Origin of the sequence: Collinsella sp. LCP21S3_A3 (assembly GCF_052118905.1) — a bacterium.
Lineage (GTDB): Bacteria > Actinomycetota > Coriobacteriia > Coriobacteriales > Coriobacteriaceae > Collinsella.
Map to the genome: position 1 here is coordinate 65,849 of NZ_JBQKGH010000008.1, position 17,288 is coordinate 83,136.

18 protein-coding genes are annotated in these 17,288 nt (G+C 57.4%); 11 read left to right on the forward strand and 7 right to left on the reverse strand.

Going from position 1 to position 17,288, the window contains the following annotated elements; genetic code table 11:
• Positions 1-382: 382 nt before the first annotated feature.
• The 4 genes from ACTQ0H_RS05820 to ACTQ0H_RS05835 all read left to right on the forward strand — a co-directional run bounded on the left by ACTQ0H_RS05820 (position 383) and on the right by ACTQ0H_RS05835 (position 3,375).
• Positions 383-763: a GntR family transcriptional regulator gene (locus ACTQ0H_RS05820; protein WP_370450620.1), complete on the forward strand. Its 381-nt coding sequence runs from the start codon at positions 383-385 to the stop codon at positions 761-763.
• 23 nt (positions 764-786) lie between these two features.
• On the forward strand, positions 787-1,668 hold the full coding sequence (locus ACTQ0H_RS05825; protein ID WP_441547914.1) for an ABC transporter ATP-binding protein: 882 nt from the start codon (positions 787-789) through the stop codon (positions 1,666-1,668).
• Positions 1,665-2,363, forward strand: coding sequence for an ABC-2 transporter permease (locus ACTQ0H_RS05830; RefSeq protein ID WP_441547915.1), 699 nt, complete (start codon positions 1,665-1,667; stop codon positions 2,361-2,363). Before ACTQ0H_RS05825 ends, ACTQ0H_RS05830 begins: the two co-directional genes overlap by 4 nt.
• Positions 2,364-2,709: 346 nt before the next feature.
• Positions 2,710-3,375, forward strand: coding sequence for an SAM-dependent methyltransferase (locus ACTQ0H_RS05835; protein WP_441547916.1), 666 nt, complete (start codon positions 2,710-2,712; stop codon positions 3,373-3,375).
• A gap of 83 nt (positions 3,376-3,458) precedes the next feature.
• Here the strand turns inward: ACTQ0H_RS05835 and ACTQ0H_RS05840 are convergent, their stop codons facing one another.
• The 3 genes from ACTQ0H_RS05840 to ACTQ0H_RS05850 all read right to left on the reverse strand — a co-directional run bounded on the left by ACTQ0H_RS05840 (position 3,459) and on the right by ACTQ0H_RS05850 (position 5,884).
• Complete coding sequence (locus ACTQ0H_RS05840) at positions 3,459-4,763, reverse strand: chloride channel protein (RefSeq protein ID WP_441032546.1); 1,305 nt, start codon at positions 4,761-4,763, stop codon at positions 3,459-3,461.
• Positions 4,764-4,888: 125 nt separating this feature from the next.
• The gene (locus ACTQ0H_RS05845) at positions 4,889-5,422 is read right to left on the reverse strand and encodes a TIGR00730 family Rossman fold protein (protein ID WP_441048542.1); all 534 of its coding nucleotides are present in this window, start codon (positions 5,420-5,422) and stop codon (positions 4,889-4,891) included.
• Between the two features lie 36 nt (positions 5,423-5,458).
• Positions 5,459-5,884: a potassium channel family protein gene (locus tag ACTQ0H_RS05850; protein ID WP_154516963.1), complete on the reverse strand. Its 426-nt coding sequence runs from the start codon at positions 5,882-5,884 to the stop codon at positions 5,459-5,461.
• A gap of 255 nt (positions 5,885-6,139) precedes the next feature.
• Between ACTQ0H_RS05850 and ACTQ0H_RS05855 the strand changes: the two genes are divergently transcribed.
• On the forward strand, positions 6,140-6,619 hold the full coding sequence (locus tag ACTQ0H_RS05855; RefSeq protein ID WP_441547917.1) for a pyridoxamine 5'-phosphate oxidase family protein: 480 nt from the start codon (positions 6,140-6,142) through the stop codon (positions 6,617-6,619).
• A gap of 96 nt (positions 6,620-6,715) precedes the next feature.
• Here the strand turns inward: ACTQ0H_RS05855 and ACTQ0H_RS05860 are convergent, their stop codons facing one another.
• Positions 6,716-7,927 carry a MalY/PatB family protein gene (locus ACTQ0H_RS05860; RefSeq protein ID WP_441547918.1) on the reverse strand — a complete coding sequence of 404 codons (1,212 nt, stop codon included), beginning with the start codon at positions 7,925-7,927 and terminating at the stop codon, positions 6,716-6,718.
• A gap of 112 nt (positions 7,928-8,039) precedes the next feature.
• Entirely contained in the window at positions 8,040-8,777 is a 738-nt protein-coding gene (tsaA, locus tag ACTQ0H_RS05865; protein ID WP_441547919.1) for a tRNA (N6-threonylcarbamoyladenosine(37)-N6)-methyltransferase TrmO, read from the reverse strand.
• 141 nt (positions 8,778-8,918) lie between these two features.
• On the opposite strand from tsaA, the gene ACTQ0H_RS05870 reads away from it, so the two are divergent.
• From ACTQ0H_RS05870 to ACTQ0H_RS05890, 5 genes are all read left to right on the forward strand, one after another.
• Positions 8,919-9,746, forward strand: a complete 828-nt coding sequence (locus ACTQ0H_RS05870) for a TipAS antibiotic-recognition domain-containing protein (protein WP_441547920.1) — start codon at positions 8,919-8,921, stop codon at positions 9,744-9,746.
• Positions 9,747-9,797: 51 nt separating this feature from the next.
• On the forward strand, positions 9,798-10,043 hold the full coding sequence (locus ACTQ0H_RS05875) for a glutaredoxin family protein (RefSeq protein ID WP_441547921.1): 246 nt from the start codon (positions 9,798-9,800) through the stop codon (positions 10,041-10,043).
• Positions 10,044-10,336: 293 nt separating this feature from the next.
• Positions 10,337-11,623 (forward strand): hypothetical protein, encoded by a 1,287-nt coding sequence (locus ACTQ0H_RS05880; RefSeq protein WP_441016494.1) that lies wholly within the window; start codon positions 10,337-10,339, stop codon positions 11,621-11,623.
• A gap of 57 nt (positions 11,624-11,680) precedes the next feature.
• Positions 11,681-11,947, forward strand: coding sequence for a hypothetical protein (locus tag ACTQ0H_RS05885; RefSeq protein WP_441048547.1), 267 nt, complete (start codon positions 11,681-11,683; stop codon positions 11,945-11,947).
• An 8-nt stretch (positions 11,948-11,955) separates the two neighbouring features.
• Positions 11,956-12,222, forward strand: coding sequence for a ribbon-helix-helix protein, CopG family (locus tag ACTQ0H_RS05890; protein ID WP_154516940.1), 267 nt, complete (start codon positions 11,956-11,958; stop codon positions 12,220-12,222).
• 144 nt (positions 12,223-12,366) lie between these two features.
• Here ACTQ0H_RS05890 and ACTQ0H_RS05895 read toward each other — a convergent pair whose 3' ends face one another.
• Positions 12,367-13,320: a tRNA dihydrouridine synthase gene (locus ACTQ0H_RS05895; RefSeq protein WP_441048548.1), complete on the reverse strand. Its 954-nt coding sequence runs from the start codon at positions 13,318-13,320 to the stop codon at positions 12,367-12,369.
• Between the two features lie 264 nt (positions 13,321-13,584).
• On the opposite strand from ACTQ0H_RS05895, the gene ACTQ0H_RS05900 reads away from it, so the two are divergent.
• Positions 13,585-13,722: a hypothetical protein gene (locus tag ACTQ0H_RS05900; RefSeq protein ID WP_441538518.1), complete on the forward strand. Its 138-nt coding sequence runs from the start codon at positions 13,585-13,587 to the stop codon at positions 13,720-13,722.
• A gap of 273 nt (positions 13,723-13,995) precedes the next feature.
• Here ACTQ0H_RS05900 and ACTQ0H_RS05905 read toward each other — a convergent pair whose 3' ends face one another.
• Positions 13,996-17,250: an ABC transporter ATP-binding protein/permease gene (locus tag ACTQ0H_RS05905; RefSeq protein ID WP_441048550.1), complete on the reverse strand. Its 3,255-nt coding sequence runs from the start codon at positions 17,248-17,250 to the stop codon at positions 13,996-13,998.
• Positions 17,251-17,288 lie beyond the last annotated feature (38 nt).

The following is a 17,288-nucleotide window of genomic DNA, read 5'->3' on the forward strand; positions in this document are numbered from 1 at the left end:
AATTCATCAGTTGGGGCCTGTGTAGCAGTCGATGACGGCACTCCGCAGCAGTTTGTCTCGATCAGTAACATCTAGACGGTTTTTGAACCTCTACCTGTTACAGATTTAGACAAACAGGTGGGCGTCCCAGAAAGATCTCGATCTGTAACATCTAGCAGCCAAAAACTTCTCCAGTTGTTACAGATTGAGACAGCCAGGTGGGGCCCACCAGCAAAATCTCAATCTGTAACAGGTAGCCGTCCAAATCGGTTCCAGATGTTACAGATTGAGATGAATGAACGAGCGGACAATCCCTATTTACCTCTTGCATAACTGTGCATAGTGTATATATACTGTGCTTACCGGTTATATACACGTGTAGCCCAACAGCTAAGGAGCCGCTGTGGACATCATCCTATCCAATTCGAGCGACAAGCCCATCTACGAGCAGATAACCTCGCAAGTCAAAGCTCAGATCTTATCGGGCACGCTCGCTGCGGGAGCCAAACTCCCCAGCATCCGTGCACTCGCGAGCGACCTGGGTGTGAGCGTCATCACCACCAAGCGCGCCTACGCCGACCTAGAGCAACTCGGGTTTATCTGCACCGTGCAGGGCAAGGGCTGTTTTGTCGCCGAGGGCAACCAGGAGCTCTTGCGCGAAAACCAACTCTGCCATATCGAAGACCTGCTTGCGAAAGCGGCAAGCCAAGCCGAAGCCTTGGGCGTCACGCGCGACAAACTGCACGAAATGCTCGACCTGGTAGCCCCCGAAACCATGCAGTAGCCATCTGCAAGAAAGGCTATACCATGCAAAACTTACTTGAACTCAAAGGCATCTCACGCGCTGTAAGCGACCGCTTTTCACTACGCGATGTCACGCTCGCCGTGGAGCCCGGCCAGATTGTTGGCTTTGTGGGCGCAAACGGCGCCGGCAAGACAACGACCATTCGCGCCGCTCTCGGGCTTATAAAGCTCGATGCCGGCGAGGTGCACCTGTTTGGGCAGCACTGCGGCGCCGACGCGCCCGGTGAAGCGCAGCGTTGTCTGCGCACTCGTGTCGGCCTCGTGCTGGACACATGCCCCTTCCCTTCCACACTCAAGGTGACCGAAGTTGAGGCACTCGTAAGCCCGGCGTACCCCACCTGGAGCCACGACACCTTCGCCAGCCTCATCGACCGATTTGGCTTGGATCCCAAGGCGAAGGTCAAGAACCTCTCCCGCGGCATGGGCATGAAGCTGCAGCTTGCCTGTGCGCTCAGTCACAAGGCCAAGCTGCTCGTTTTGGACGAAGCCACCGCGGGTCTTGATCCCATGGCACGCGAGGAGCTGCTCGATGAGCTGCTTGCCTTTGTCGCCGACGGCCAGCGCAGCGTGCTGCTCTCGAGCCACATTACGTCCGACCTCGATCGCGCTGCCGACCGCATCATTTGCATCGATAACGGCTCGATTGTGTTTGACCTGCCGCGCGAGGACATTACCGACCGCGCCGGCATCGCCCACTGTACCCAAGCGCAGGCCGCCGAGCTTATGGCTTGCGTCGAAGGCGCCCGTGCCGCCCACCACGCTTATAGCGTGGACGTGCTCGTGCCCAACCGTCGCGAAACGCTCGAGGCCTTCCCCGAGATTCCCTGCGATCGGGCAACCATTGACGATTATCTACGCCTCACGCTGAAAGGGGCTTCGAAATGAAACGCGCCTTTATGTCCGAGCTCGCCATCGTTCGCACGCTTGTCCCAAGCATAGCGGGCGTCGGCCTGTTCATATTCGTTGTGCTGACCCTCGCCAACACGTCAGGTGGCGACTCCGGCATGAGTGCCGGCGCCTGCGCGCTCAGCGCCATGTCGCCTATCATGGTCATGAGCTCGCTGGCAGGCTTCGACAATCAAAACGGATGGGAGCGCTATAGGGCAACGCTGCCCCTCACGCGCAAAGACATTATTTGCGCACGCTACCTGAGCATCGTTGTCTTCTCGGCCGTCATGACGTGCGCCGCCACGCTTTTGAGTATCGTCGCCATCCCGCTCTTCAACAGCGCGGGCATTCCTTCGACCGGACAGACGGTCTTTGAAATCGCAATCGCCTCGGCAGCATCGATGCTCATCTCCCTCATGATGGTGTTTTTGGCGCAGCCGCTGTTCTTTCGATTTGGACACATGGAGGCGCTGCGCCTATCCGTTGGCCTGTTTGCCCTGCTCGGATGCCTTGCCATGGCCACGTTGAGCTCATCCAACCCCATCAGCAACTGGCTTATGTCGATTGCCGGGGCGAATCCCGATCCCACCGTCCTTGGCTGTCTGTGTGCAGGAACTGCAGTACTGGCGCTCGCACTATGTGTAATCAGCTGCACTGTCAGCACCAAGGTTTATCGAGTACGCGATCTGTAGCCACGCGTGTCTCAATCTACGAAGGACGCGATCGCCGCCCCTCCCCGCAAATCCGTGACAAACGGCATATCCCGGCACGCCCGTGACGTTTTACAATATAAACGTCACGGGCCTCGGCTCAGTCTCGATCATCCAAGGGGATGTCTTTTTGGTCATTGTTCTTTAGGGAACGGTCAATCGCATAGAACCACGAAAACGGCCGTCCAACGGCCGTGGTTTGTTGCGCCGTTCCGCCTCCGTCATCTGCCATTTTTGCACCTGATAGGAAAGAACAATGCAAACCCAGGAATCTCAATCCTTCCCAAAAGCAACTAGCTTCGGCGCGACACTCGTACGCTCTAAGATTATGGGCCCTAATCCCCTCAAGCTCTGCGAAGAGCTGCTTCGCGATGTGCATATCCCCTGCGGCGTCCGCGTCTGCGACCTTGGATCGGGCACCGGTATCACCAGCGCCCTACTCGCCCGCGAATACGGGTTTGACACCTACGCTGTCGATCCGTGGAGCGACCCCGTCGAAAACCGTGCGTTCTTCGATTCGCTCGGTATCTCGCGCGACACGATTCACCCTGTTAAGGCAGACGCCTCGCAGGGGCTGCCGTTTGAGCACGACTATTTTGATGCGGTCGTAAGTATCGACTCGTACAACTACTACGGCCGTGACCCACACTATCTGGGTGAGCGCCTACTCCCCTACGTAAAGCAAGGCGGGATGCTCTACTTAAGCATCCCCGGCATGGTTCGCGACTGCCACGACAACCTGCCCGTTTGCCTGCTCAAATCCTGGACACCCGAGCAGCTCGACTATATGCACGACATAGCCTGGTGGCGCGCCATGATCGAGCCGACCCCCGGCGTCGAGATTGTCTCGATGCAGCCTATGCTCTGCACGGACGAAGCATGGAAAGACTGGCTCGCCTGCGACAACGAGTACGCAGCAGGCGACCGCGCTGCCGTTGAAGCCGGTGCGCTCGAATACCTCAACACCATCGCCATTGTGCTGAGGAAGCTCTAAACATTAGCCGCGCGAGGCCGTAAACAAATGGCCTCGCGCGGCTTCTTCAAAACGAGTTCTGAACAAACGCAAAGCGCAATATGCTACTTGCGCAGCGGCTTGGGCAGTGGAATGCCGGCGGCGATGGCTGCGGCGATGATCATGCAGACGATGCCCTTGAGCGGGAAGCACATGAGCAGCAGGCCCACGACCATAACGGGTTGGCGCATGACGGCACCCATCGTCGAGGCCGTGCAGACGGCGACGCAAAAGACCGGATCGGCGCCGGTGAGGATGGCAAGGCCATAGCCCAGGCTTACGCCCGAGAAGATAACCGGGAAGAAGTGACCGCCACGCCAGCCCATATTGATGAGGGCGGGGGTCAGCATAGCCTTGACAAGACCGGTCGCGATAAGCACGCCGGCGGGAATGGTCAGATAGGTTTCCATGAGCACGTCAGCCTGAGTCTCGCCGGCAAACATGGTGTAGGGCAGGAGCGTGCCACAGATGGCGAGCGCCAGACCGGCCATCATGGCCTTGACGACAGGACGCTCCCCTATTGCATGGGACAGCGCCTCGCTCGCGTGCTCGGAGACAAAGTACAGCCAGCCGCAAACGGTGCCGAGCAACGCCAGCGGAATGAGCCAGGCAAGCTCCAGGTTGCCCACCTCGGCGGACTCGAACCTGGGCATGCCCATGCCGCCGCCCACGAGCTGGCCAAGCAACAGGTAAGTGCCCAGACCGCCGGCAATCGCAATGCCGTAGACCACGGTCTTTTGCGCCTTGGGCAGCTTGATGGTGATCTCGTCGGACGCGGACTCATCGTCGGCATCTTCGCCCTGGCCGTCGGCGCTACCGGCGAGCGGCGCCACAAAGCCAAAGACAGGCGCGGTAAAGAGCGCCGTCAGGGCAGCCTGGGTACCTAGCAGCGTGAGCTCCCTAAACTCGGCGCCAAAGCGACGCATGCGGTCGCCGACCCAGCTGCACAGGCCCGCGATAACGCCGGTCAGGCCGGCCTCCGGTCCAATACTTCCGCCAAACAGCAGCGGCAGCAATGCCGCAAGCGAAAGCTTGCCCAGATTGTCGTACGGGTAGCGCCCATCTTGCTTGACCTTAGCCATCACCTGATTGAGGTTATCGGTCTTGGTGTCTGTCATCTTTTCGTACAGACCGATTAACAGGCCGCCCAGCAGGCAGACAAAAAACGGGTACGGCAGAAAGCCAAACGGGCCGCTGGCGAGCTCGGGCGAAGCGACGCCCAGTGCGTGCGGAATCTCGGTCCATAGATAGTCGATGCCGTGCTCCATCACAAAAAAGAACAGCCAGACCGCGGCACCTGCGAACGCACCGGTCACGGCAACGCTAACTAAAAACAGCGCGCGGTTTGTGGGTTTAGCGAGCTTATCCATCGGGTCCTCCCGCGGTCAAAGTCGACATAGATACGTTTTATTGTAGAGCGAGTGTGGCCCAGACAAGCCAACCGTCTGCGCTGCAAACGGAGCCACCGGGGGCCACAGCGGGACAGGCTCAAGGCTTATCCGTTGATAATTGATGCGATTTCGTACAGATCCTCGGCAAAGTAAATGCCTTGCTGGCGCCGCGGGCTTGATAAGCCCTTATCAATCATGTGTCCGAGCAGCGCCTCGAGGTCGTTGTAGTAACCGTCCAGGTTATACAGGATGCACGGAGCACTCAGGTGCCCCAACGACACCGCGGACATAACGTCGGCAATCTCCTCGAGCGTGCCCGTCCCACCGGGAAAGGCAATGAACGCATCGCCGAGCTCGATCATCTTTGCCTTACGCTCCGCCATATCGCTCGTCACGATGAGGTCGTCGATACCGTCATGTTGAAACTCGGCCTCGATAAAAAAGCTCGGCTCCACACCCGTCACGTGCCCGCCGGCATTAAGCACGCTATCGGCGAGCGCGCCCATCAGGCCCGATTTGGATCCGCCGTACACGAGCGCGTGCCCGTTGGCGCCAATCCAGTTGCCCAGCTCCTGCACCGCAGGCAGAAACGCCGGGTCATTACCGATACTGGCACCCAGATACACGGTGATATTCAAATTCAGTCCCCCTCATCGTGACGCGCGGCGCCCGTTTTAGCGCTGGCGCCGGCGATATTCGCGCACGCGGCGCGACAGATCGGCGAGCTCGTCACGATCGAGCTCTTCCAAATGCTCAAGATCATCCATAAAGCGCGCCATAGTGTCCTTTTGATGCATCTTGATAAGCATATTGCAGTAGCTCACCGCCACGCCCGTGAGCATGGCAATGTAAAAAATGCTGATAACGCTTAGGACGACCGTGATGACACGGGCGACCGGCGTTTCGGCCGGAATGTCGCCAAAGCCGATCGTCGATACGGTCTCAAAGCTAAACCAAAGGCCATCGCCAAACGTAAGAGTTGTTGGCTCAGAGAGCCAAACAGCCATTGAACACAGAAGATAAAAGACGAGAAAAAGGCCCGTGATGCGCACGAAACCGGCTTGACGCAACACATCGGCCAGCGTCCTCAGCTTTTTCATCGAGACCCCCTTTTTTCAGGACAAGCAATCGCTTTTGGTCGGTATTGTCCCACGCCTCCCCCGCAAACGGAACCAGCCATCGAGAATGCCCCTAGACGACGAGTTGCGAGGGACAATCCTTCCACAACAAAAAGTGCGTTTCAATCTGCGACAAATAGGATGTTCCCGTCGGCCTCGCAGCCTGAACTAGTATCTTGATATAGACATACCACCCACCGCCGTGCACGCAGCACGCGGAAAGAAAGGAAACCCACGATGTTTAGACCTCTTCGTAGAAAGAAGCGTGCTATCACCGATCAAGAGGCACGAGAGCTGCTTGTTAATTGCAAACGCGGCATTTTTGCCGTCAACGGAGACGACGGCTATCCTTACGCCATTCCCGTTAACTACTACTTTGACCCCGAGCACGACAAAATTTACTTTCATGGAGCCAAGGCGGGGCATAAGGTCGATGCACTCAAACGCAGCGACAAAGTCTGCTTTACCGTCTATGGCAACGATTGGTACAAAGACGACGACTGGGCACCCTATGTTCAAAGCACCGTGGTTTTCGGCCGTTGCCGCCTCGTGAACGATGACCCGGCGTTTGTCGAAGACAAAGTCCAACAGTTTGCCCTCAAGTACTATCCTTCTGCCGAAGAGGTCGAAGAGGAGATCAAGCAAAGTATCAGGGTCGTCCAGCTGTATGAAATTACGGTTGAACACCTTTGCGGCAAGCAAATTCAAGAAAAGTAGCAAACGTGGAAAACGCGCTCGCAACCCTCTGCGCCCTATGCGCCCACGCACGTTGACGACACGGGCGCAAGCCGCAGTACCCGAATCGTGCGACCCCTATACCCCAAAAACGTAACGGTCTAGGCGGTCGCACGCTTCCCTTACGCGCGAAAGCGGCAGCGCCAGATTCACGCGAATGTGGCAGGGGCCATGGAACGGACGTCCATCCTGATACCCCACGCCCACGCGTGCCCCCTCGTCGAGCAACCACTGAATATCGCGGCCATGCTCGCGGCACCACTCGGTGCAGTCCAGAAACACCATGTACGTGCCCTGCGGACGCGAATAGGACACGCCCTCAAAATGCTCGTCCACGTAATCGCAGAAGTACTCGATATTGTCGGCAAGCACCTGGTTGAGTTCGTCCACCCACTCGTAGCCCTGCGGTTGGTAGGCACCGATAAGCGCATGCATCGAAAGGACATTCATCTCGTTGTAATGGGTCTTGTTAGACACAGCGCACATGCGGTCGCGCAGCGTCTCGTTGTAGACAATGTGGTAGCTGCCGACCAGACCCGCCAGGTTAAACGTCTTGCTCGGCGCATAGAGGGCAACCGTGCGCATGCGGGCATCCTCGCTCACCGACTGCGTCGGGATGTGCTTGTGTCCCGGCAGAATGATATCGGACCAAATCTCGTCCGAGATCACCACGCAATCGTGCTTGCGATAAATGTCCATAGCGCACTCGATCTCGTCGCGCTCCCATACGCGGCCGCAGGGATTGTGCGGCGAGCAGAACACTGCGGCATGGATGTGGTTTTGGGCGAGTTTGCGCTCCATGTCCTCAAAGTCCATGCGCCACACGCTCTGGTCGTCGAGCTGAAGCGGGCTGTGGACAATGCGATAGCCCGCGGCCTCGATGGACTTGGTGAAGCCGATGTAGGTGGGGCTGTGGACCAACACCGCATCGCCCGGCTGGACATACGCGCGCAGCGTCGACACGACACCGCCCAGCACGCCGTTTTCGTAGCCGATATGCTCAGGCGCCAGGCCCTCGACGCCATTACGGCAGCTCTGCCATTCGATGATGCGGTCGAAGTACTCGGAACGCGGATTGAAGTAACCAAACATGGGGTGCTGGGCGCGCTGAATGATGTGCTCCTGGACTGTAGGCACCGTGGCGAAGTTCATGTCCGCCACCCACATGGGAATGCGGTCGAAGCCCTCGTCGGGTGCGTTCGGAGCCATACCGGGGATCTCACCCCAAGAGTCAACGGCGATGGAGTCCATGCCGTGGCGGTCGATGATTGAAGTGAAGTCGTATTTCATGCTGAGCCCCCGTGCAGAGCGGAATGATTCGGTAGGCGTTATTGTCCACCAGCGTAGGCGATTTTGGCATGGGGTTTGGCGCTTAATTTGACGGGTGCGGACGAATGGCTGGCTAGTCTCGCACGTCGTTGATGGCGGTTACCGTCAACCTGGCCCCGTCAACCGTAAACGATATGTCGAGTCCGGCGTAAGCCAAGTGGTAAACGCGGTTTGGCTCGTGCTTGCTGCCCGCGCGACGCGGATCTTGGCGAAGAACCTCGACCAGACCGGGGAGCTTTGCGGGCGGGACCATGTCTTGAAGCGCTTGCGGGAACTCAACATCGACCTCTTGCCACGGAGCACCCTCAATCCAGCCGCCGGTCGCATCCGGGTGGCAGTCCGCAAACGGGATGTAGGGCTTAATGTCGCAGATGGGCGTGCCGTCACGCAGGTCGGCCCCCAGTACATGGATGATGGGGCCGTCGTCGGTGCGCTCAACGCGGCTGAGCTTGACGCAGGTAAGACCGATGGGATTGGGGCGAAACGGACTCCGCGTCGCAAACACGCCCACGCGCTCGGCTCCGCCCAGACGCGGCGGGCGCACAGTCTTCGACCACTTGACGTTGGTGCCGGACCTGTCCTGCGTCTTGGCATCGGCAGCTATATCCTTAGCCGCGCCGCCGGGCGTTCCGTTTTCGAAGCGCCACAGCAGCCATAGGTGAGAGAAGGAGTCCAGACCCTCAACTGCTGCGTTGGAGGCAAATTCCGGCTCAAAGACGATGCGTCCCTGCAGGTGGGGCGCCAAAAAGCTGTTGCGCGGAATGCCGAACTTCTGCGGCAGGTCGGTATGTATGTGTGCGATAGGTTCCATGCCGGTCATTGTACGGCATGGAGGTGTGGGGTGCGGCGCGCAATTCTTCGCCGCGGTCTCCCTTCGTGCAACCAACGGTTGCTTGGAAGGGCGCCGGCCGCCGCGTATGCTTAAGCCATCAACCAGCAGAAAGGAGTCGCTATGGCCTTTGCAGAAAAGCTCATTGCCATTCGCCGCGCCCATCACCTTACCCAAGAGCAGCTCGCCGCCAAGCTCTTCGTCACACGCCAAGCCGTCAGCCGTTGGGAACGCGGCGAAGTCACCCCGGGCATCGACATGATGAAGCTCATTGCCGCCGTAACCGGAGAACCGCTGTCCCACCTGCTCGAAATGCCCGAGCACTATTGCCAGAGCTGCGGCATGATACTCACACCCGACGACTGCGGCACCGATGCTGTGGGCGCCACAACCGACCATTACTGCAAGTGGTGCTACGACCACGGCCAGTACGCTTACGACACCACCATGGAGGCGATGATCGAGGATTGTGCCCCGCGGCTGGCGCAAAACACCGGCATGTCGCTCGACGAAGCCGTCTCGCTCATGGGCGCCGTCCTGCCGCAACTGGAGCGCTGGCGCTCCGTGCAGGAAAACGAGGAGCGCTACGGTGCCGAGGCGCGGGCGCGCTATGGCGACGAGGCGATCGACGCAGCAAACGAAGCACTGCTGGACATGGACCCCGAGACATGGAACGACATGAAGGAACTTGAACGCGCTATTCTGGGTCAGCTTTCGATTGCCATGGGCGACGGCCATGCGGATGGAAGCGAGGCCCGCAAACTTGTCGCGATGCACCGTCGATGGATTGGCCTTAACTGGGGGCACAAGCCCCAAGACGAAGCATACCTGGGCCTCGCCCACGGCTATCTTGCTGACCAGCGCTTTATCGACTACTACGACAAGCCCTGCGGCACCGGAGCCACGGCGTTTCTGGTACAGGCCATCGAGTCGTCGTCAGCTCATGCATAAACCGCGGCGGCTTTGGGTATTTCAATCAAAACCTCAACCGATTGGAGACCTATGGCTACTAATCATGAGCTCACGCTGTACGTTATGACCGGCTGCCCGTATTGCATGAAGGTCAAGCGCTTTTTGGCGGATAACAGCGTGACCGTTCCCGAGCGCAATATCTCGACCGATACCGAAGCCGAGCAGACGCTCATCGCCGCCGGCGGAAAACGCCAGGTTCCCTGTCTGTTCATCGACGGCAAACCACTCTACGAATCGAGCGACATCATCGCATGGGTACAGGAGAACCTGCTCTAGCGTGCGAGTACTCATTGGGGACGTTCTTAAATGAGTGGGTAGGGCTTCGGTTTCTCAAATATATAGAACATATGTTTGCTCTCTGTGTTATACTCATCCCAAGGCATGAGACTGGTCGAGAGCTCCTGCGGAGGTCCCCAATGACACGCTGGAGCGAGCTCGGTAAGTAAGATCGGTGGTTACCGCACTCGCCCATCTCAGACAGGCTGCGCTCCTGTTCGCCGTCGCCATCAAAGAACGGCACTCACAATCAGACTGTTTCTTTTCCGTGAGTCACACAGGAGCGCATCGCTATGGCAAAAAAGATACCAACCCTTTCACCCGACATTATTTCAAACACCTGCTCGGATATCAGCAGGATTGTCGAGGCCAAACACCTCGGCCAGAAAGGCACTGACCATGAGGCCTCTTCGGAAGGGGCTCTGCTCATCGGGCGCCGTCTCGAGCAAGAGATTGCCGGATACCCCATTTCCAATCTAAATGGCCTACTCTCGCCCATCGCTTGCCACCTCAAGCAGCACTTTAGCCCAAGCCTGGGCCCGACCTATCTCAAGCGTTGCATAAAGCTCGCACGAACTGTTCCGGAAGACATGAGTTTTCGACCGGAGCTTGATCTAGAACACTATCAGTCGCTCGCTCGCATCGCCGACAAAGATCTGCGCTTGGATCTGATGAACGTTGCCGCTGATAACCGTTGGAGCGCATCGCGCATCGATCGTCATGCCCGCTATCGAAGTCCGCAGGACGTTTTGGATGCTTGGGAGCGCCGTGTGCTTGAATCAAATCAAGAAGTACGGCGCTTCGCCCGCGCCTACACAGATGCCTGTGGAATCATTTCACTCGATGAACTTATTGAGCTCTACAACTCCTGTGCCCCCAATCCAGTCTCGAGATTTGAGATAAATGAAACTATTTGGCAAATCAGGAACGAATCGGGGCAAATCGACAATCCCTGCGTCATATCCAGAGATGGAAAACTCTATCTCATAGCGCCTGAGCTCGATGACGCTGTCGATGAAGCCCCTTATTACTACGATGACTACGGATACTCCTATCGAAAATATGAACGACGCAGCGAATACACCGGTGAGATGCGCGCGCTGCGCGAACGGCGCGTTGGCATCAGAGTGGCAGCCATCTTCGCCGGTCACGAACGTCTCCCAATCAAAAGGCTCAGTTATGACGAAGTCATCTGCGGGCATATAAAGTGCAGTCGATCTGTCGAACGACTCAAGCAGTACGTCCTGAGAGACCCTGAGATTAAGGCATCCGATCTCCATGCAAGAGAAGATGAGTTCGATTTCATCATGACAAAGCTTTTGCGTTCCGTTGGACTCAACGGTATGCCGACAGCACAGCAAATTACCGAAGACGCAGCTTTCTTATTGATTGTCGTACGTCCCGAGTTTTACGAACGCAAGAAAACAGCCGAAGTCTCCAAGCTCCTCTCGATAATCTATGAAAACGCTCCCCTCTGGGAGTTCAACGGACGTTCACATACCGAACTAAAAAGCGAAGGAGTAGTGGAGCCTCCGATGTCGGCTTTACATCGAAAAGTCCAATCAAAACAAGTCGCTTAAGCCTATTAACTGCTTGCATTTTTGTTTACAAAACTGTATACAAAAAGAGAGGCCCTTATGGAGCTCATCGCAATCCACCCCCACGCCCTCAAACACGGGCTGACGGAGACGGATATCACCTGCGCCTGGAACTCCGCTTTTGCATGGTTCAGGCGTGATCTTGAAAACGGAGGTATCGATTACGTTCTCGTTGGACTTGATGGAAGAAGCCGTCTCATGGAGCTCATCGCTCGATATTGCTCCAATCGAGATGGCTATATCATTTACCACGCCCTTGTCCCTCCTACGCACAAGGTGCTCAGGGAAATCGGGATCGATCGATAGGAGGCGCTATGGACGCTAAGCAACTCGAAAAGATGATCGGATTTGCCCCCGGAGAGTTGGAGAAAGCCGCGGAGGCATACGAAAAAGATGAGTGGCCGAAGGGTCGCACCATCAAGCTGGGAAGGCCGTCGATCTCTGATGAGCCAAGCGTTGTTTTATCGGCACGTGTGGGTGAATCGGTTCTTGAAGCGTTTGACGAGAAGGCAAAGCGCCATGGGCAAACACGCACAGAGCGACTCAGAGAACTCATTACCCTTGACGCAATGATTGCCTAGTCCCCCACCGAATCCAAACATGTACGCCAGCATCCAAAGTCGACATTTTTCGATATCTTTGGATGCTGACGTACAGCTTTTGCAACATAGTCATTGGGGACGTTCTTAAATGACTAGCCGTTAAAGAACGTCCCCAATGACTAGCTAACCGTGGAAGCGGGCTATGGGCGCAAGTGGCTGCTCGCGAAAGACGCGCTCGACGGCGGCACGGTATTCGTCGACCTTTTTAGTCTTGCGTACGAGTTTGTGAACGGTAGCAGGATCGGCGAAGGCGCATTTAGCGTAGAACCACCACTCCTTCATGCGAAAGACCGCGTTGCCGCCAATCTCTTCTGCATATGCCGCAAACAGCGTGTCGTGGAAGCGCTGCAGTTCGGCTGCCGTGGCAGCAGGGCCGCCCTTGACCATGCGAGCCAGCGCGGGGTTCGCAAGCAAGCCACGCCCCAGCATCACATGGCGTGTACCGGGATAGGCCTCCACCAGCGCCTCCATGTCCTCAAGATCAAAAATATCGCCGTTGTATGCCACCGGAAACGGTGCCCGCTCCAACGTCTCGCCATAAAACCCTTTGCGCGGCGAGCCCGTATAGCGATCCTTCTGTACGCGCGGATGCACGATCAACTCTGCCAGCGGCATGCGACAGTACAGGTCGAGCACGCGCTCGTATTCGTCGTCGCTCTCCAGCCCCAGCCTGGTTTTTACCGACACCGGCAAGGGCGATCGCTCGCACACATCAAGCAAGAACACCTCGAGCCCATCGAGGTTGCGCAAGAAGCCCGATCCTTTACCCTTGGCAACAACCGTACCCGAGGGGCAGCCAAGGTTGAGATTAACCTCGCGGTAGCCCATGTCGGCGAGCACGCGCGCCGCCCACACAAACTCATCCGCGTTCTTGGACATCAGCTGAGGCGCCACGTTAAGCCCTTGGTTGTTAGCCGGATCGATTTCCTTAAACGCCTTGCCGCCAAAGCGGTTGCCCACCCGCGGCGGCGGCAAAAACGGCGTGTAATAGCAGTCGAGCGCACCGAAGCACTCCGCATGCACGCGACGGAACACATGCCCGGTAATCCCCTCCATGGGGGCCAACGATAGAATCATCAACATCTACTCTCAAATCAATGCGGCAAAGGAACCGCCCCTTTGTCACATGCATTATGCCTTGTCCCCGAGGCGGCCCACAAGGCGGAGGCGGCTACTTGATGTCAGCCAGCCCTCCGACCATCCCTGTGCAACGAAGGTGAATGGCGCCCGCAAACAGCAAGCAGGGCCGCCCCACAGCAGCTCCCTCACTCGCCACTTTTTCCTTGTCCAAAAGAGGACGTTCGCGATCAATCGATCACCAACAGCACGCTGCTGACCGCCATGTCTGAACAAATCAGCATCAAGACGGAGGACGAATCTATCAAGTCGTACTACACCTTTGACACCGAGCCCAAAGAAGAGTTCGACAAGTACACCCATCCGGAAATTAGCCTCATGCTCTCCGCAAAGGAGGACTAGCAACTTACGCTCTAATTGACGCTCGCAAACGCCGTCTATATCTCAAGGTTTAATACTTTTCCCGAGAAGTGAACGGCTATATTTGGACCCCCGAAGCATCGACATTTTTAGACGCCAAACCCGCAGGATTTGGCTGGCAAAACCGCAGGAAACCGCCTTCAATAAGTGTCGATGCTTCGGGGGTCCAATTTGACTCGTTCACTTCTCGGGAAAAGTATTAGACCTCGATTTACATGTCACTCAATGTGACAAAGGGACAGTCCCTTTGTCACATTATTCGGAGCGCAGGGCTTCCACGGGGTCTTTCTTGGATGCACTGCGGGCCGGCAGCAGGCCGGCAACGACCGTCAGCAGCACCGAAATTGCAATGAGCGCCAGCGCATCCTGCACGGGCAAGCTCATCAGATTGGGTACCTGTTTGGCAGCAAGCGCCCAGGCATTAACCGGAAAACTCACGGCCACCACAACGACAATGGCAAAGACACCGGCAATGAGGCCCTCGATAAAGGTCTCGGCGTTGAATACGTTGGCCACGTTGCGCTTCGACGCGCCGATCGCGCGCAGGATGCCAATCTCCTTTTTGCGCTCCAGCACGCTGATGTAGGTGATGATGCCGATCATGATGGAGCTCACGACCAGGCTGATGCTCACGAACGCGATGAGCACCAAGCTGATGGTATTCACGATATCAGTCACCGAGCCCATGATGATGCCCATGTAGTCGGTGTACGAGATTGCCTGCTCGTCGTGGCCGGCGGCTTTGACCTGCTTGTTGTACGCATCGATATGGTCGAGTACGCGCTCCTTGGCCTCAAAGTCACGCGGGAAAATCTTGACCGAGATGGGATCCGCTTCATCCGCGTAGCCCAACGTGGTCAGATTGTTGTCGTAGGTGAGCTTCGACGCCTTGGCATAGCTCATCATGAGCGAGCTCAGGTCCTCGGCGTCCATGTTGAAGTGGATGGCACGAGCAAAGGCGCTCGCATCCACGCGCATGGCGCTCGCCAGGTTGGCAAAACTCGAAGACATCTGCGTCACCATCTGGTCCATGAGCCCTGCCGCGCCGGCCTTAAGCTGGGTCGACACGGTCGTTGCCACCTGCTCGCTGATCGCCTTCATCACCTGATCCATAGCCTGCTGCAGATACGGAGCCAACTGCTTTTGGACATAGTCGGTCATCGCCTGTTGCAGGCGCTCGGCCAGGGCATCGCCGCCGAGCGCCTTGAGCTGCGCCAGGCACTGCTGCGCCACAACATCGTTCTCGAGATACGCCGAGAATGCGGCAGCAAGCTTTGACGCGTCTTTGAGATCTTCGGGTGACAGCGCCCTAAACTGATCAGACTGCAAAAAGCCCTCAAATAGTTGGTTGGCAAGCGTTCCCACCTGTTGCATTTGCTCGGGCGTGAGCTCCAGACCGTCAAAGATGCCCGAGAAATCGGGGGTCGGCGCTTTGGCCATGATGTCGCTTAAGTCGATGTCTTTGCCAACGCCCGAAAGGTCAATATCCAGGCCCGACAAATCGATGCCCGAAAGATCCATGCCACCGGCAGCACCCGAGAGTGCAGACGCATCGAACGAGAACGCGCTCTTGAGCGCCGCCTCGTCCACACTGAACATACTGCCCAGATCCACGCCTTGCTTGGCCTCGCCTTGCAGTTCGTCGAAGGTTTTGCCCGTAAAGACATCCGTCTCGGGGTGGGCAAGTTGCTCTTGCACGATCTGCGAATCGGCGGCGCGCTCCATAAGCTGGCGAGTCAACGCATGCGTATAGGCAATGCCCGGAGACAACGCGCTCGCATTGGCCGTCTCGTTAGGTCGCACCACGCCCACAATGTGCACGTCAATACCGTCGGCAACCTTGGCCGTCATAAAGTCGGCGTCGCCAGACATGTCAGTCCACATGCCGGTCTCTTCGTTTTTGCGATAAGCATCGGCCGGCGACAACACCTTAAACGTCGTGGACAGCGCATCGTCGTAAGTAAAGTCGGCGCCGCTCTCAGGCGTCTCAATCTTACCGTCGGCGGCCATGGCACTGTTCACCAGGTCGTTGAGCTCATCGATATCCAGCGCACCGATGCTGTAAAGCGTATAGTCGCCCACCGTTCCACGGCTCGAAAGCACCATTACGGCTTCGTGAGCAGACGTAGGCCAATGGCCGGCGACGACATCGTACTGGCTGTCGAGCAGACTCTGATCGTCGATCATCTCGTTAAAGACCGAGGTCCCCATGGATTCCATGCTCACCGTTGCCGCCGAGCTCGCACCACCGCTCATGGCCTCGGTCATAGCGTTGGGCACCAGCCGGACAGGCTTCTCATCGCCCTTGCCGGCACGATAGACAACCGGCGTCACGCCGTAACCGTACTGGATGGCATTGACCTCTTTGTCGATACCGTCGCCGCCGGCATCGAGCCATGCCTTAAAGCTCGTCATGTCGTTGGACTTAACACTTGCAAACATATCCTTTACGGCCGTGACCACAGGGATCTTATTGGTTCCCTGAGCCTTGCCGTCGGTGCCGTCGTCGGACGAACCCTCGTTCTTAGACATATCGTCATCCGTGGCCCCCTGTTCGCCCATCATGGACGACAGGTCGTAATCCTGCTTGGAAATGGTAAGCGGGTAGCTCGAAAGCGTATCCTCCTCGACCTTTTTGATGTAGCCGTTTACGCCATTGGACAGCGCCAAAATCGCCGCGATGCCAATAATGCCAATCGAGCCCGCAAAGGCCGTCATGGCCGTACGGCCCTTCTTGGTCATAAGGTTTCGGGCAGAAAGCCCCAGCGCCGTCACAAAGCTCATCGAGGTTTTGCGCGTAGGCTTGGCCTCGCGGCGCGTGGCGTCAGCGACATCGAAAGGATCAGAATCGTCGGTAATCTTGCCGTCCGCCAGGTTGACGATGCGCGTGGCGTACTCGTACGCCAGATCGGGATTATGCGTGACCATGATAACCAGACGGTCGCGCGCGACGTCCTTGAGCAAGTCCATGACCTGCACGGACGTTGTGGAATCCAAGGCGCCAGTCGGCTCGTCTGCCAGCACAATCTCGGGATCATTAATCAGGGCGCGGGCGATGGCCACGCGCTGCATCTGCCCACCCGAAAGCTGACTCGGGCGCTTGTTCACGTGCTCGCCCAGACCAACGGCCTCGAGCGCCTTGCGCGCACGCTGGCGGCGCTCGGCGTGCCCCACGCCCGTGAGCGCAAGCGCCAGCTCCACGTTTTCCAAAATGGTCTGATGCGGAATGAGGTTATAGCTTTGGAACACAAAGCCGATGCGGTTGTTGCGATAGGCATCCCAATCGCGATCGTGGAAGTCCTTGGTCGAAATACCGTCGATCAGCAGGTCACCCGAGTCAAAGTGGTCGAGTCCGCCGATAACGTTGAGCATCGTGGTCTTACCCGAACCCGAGGGCCCCAGAATGGCCACGAACTCGTTATCCCGAAAAGACAGGCTCACGCTGTCGAGCGCCACCTGCGTAAACGACTGCGTAACGTACCTTTTGCAAATTCCTTTGAGCTCCAGCATGGACGGCAACCTCTCCTGCGCAGGCACCTTGCCCGCTC

Bases quoted from the DNA above. Each gene is read 5' to 3' on its own strand.
- ACTQ0H_RS05895 (WP_441048548.1), bottom strand. From the start codon at position 13,320: ATGATTCTATCGTTGGCCCCCATGGAGGGGATTACCGGGCATGTGTTC.
- ACTQ0H_RS05890 (WP_154516940.1), top strand. From the start codon at position 11,956: ATGGACGCTAAGCAACTCGAAAAGATGATCGGATTTGCCCCCGGAGAG.
- ACTQ0H_RS05900 (WP_441538518.1), top strand. From the start codon at position 13,585: ATGTCTGAACAAATCAGCATCAAGACGGAGGACGAATCTATCAAGTCG.
- ACTQ0H_RS05860 (WP_441547918.1), bottom strand. From the start codon at position 7,927: ATGAAATACGACTTCACTTCAATCATCGACCGCCACGGCATGGACTCC.
- ACTQ0H_RS05870 (WP_441547920.1), top strand. From the start codon at position 8,919: ATGGCCTTTGCAGAAAAGCTCATTGCCATTCGCCGCGCCCATCACCTT.
- ACTQ0H_RS05875 (WP_441547921.1), top strand. From the start codon at position 9,798: ATGGCTACTAATCATGAGCTCACGCTGTACGTTATGACCGGCTGCCCG.
- ACTQ0H_RS05840 (WP_441032546.1), bottom strand. From the start codon at position 4,763: ATGGATAAGCTCGCTAAACCCACAAACCGCGCGCTGTTTTTAGTTAGC.
- ACTQ0H_RS05850 (WP_154516963.1), bottom strand. From the start codon at position 5,884: ATGAAAAAGCTGAGGACGCTGGCCGATGTGTTGCGTCAAGCCGGTTTC.
- ACTQ0H_RS05885 (WP_441048547.1), top strand. From the start codon at position 11,681: ATGGAGCTCATCGCAATCCACCCCCACGCCCTCAAACACGGGCTGACG.
- tsaA (WP_441547919.1), bottom strand. From the start codon at position 8,777: ATGGAACCTATCGCACACATACATACCGACCTGCCGCAGAAGTTCGGC.
- ACTQ0H_RS05835 (WP_441547916.1), top strand. From the start codon at position 2,710: ATGGGCCCTAATCCCCTCAAGCTCTGCGAAGAGCTGCTTCGCGATGTG.
- ACTQ0H_RS05855 (WP_441547917.1), top strand. From the start codon at position 6,140: ATGTTTAGACCTCTTCGTAGAAAGAAGCGTGCTATCACCGATCAAGAG.
- ACTQ0H_RS05825 (WP_441547914.1), top strand. From the start codon at position 787: ATGCAAAACTTACTTGAACTCAAAGGCATCTCACGCGCTGTAAGCGAC.
- ACTQ0H_RS05830 (WP_441547915.1), top strand. From the start codon at position 1,665: ATGAAACGCGCCTTTATGTCCGAGCTCGCCATCGTTCGCACGCTTGTC.
- ACTQ0H_RS05905 (WP_441048550.1), bottom strand. From the start codon at position 17,250: ATGCTGGAGCTCAAAGGAATTTGCAAAAGGTACGTTACGCAGTCGTTT.
- ACTQ0H_RS05880 (WP_441016494.1), top strand. From the start codon at position 10,337: ATGGCAAAAAAGATACCAACCCTTTCACCCGACATTATTTCAAACACC.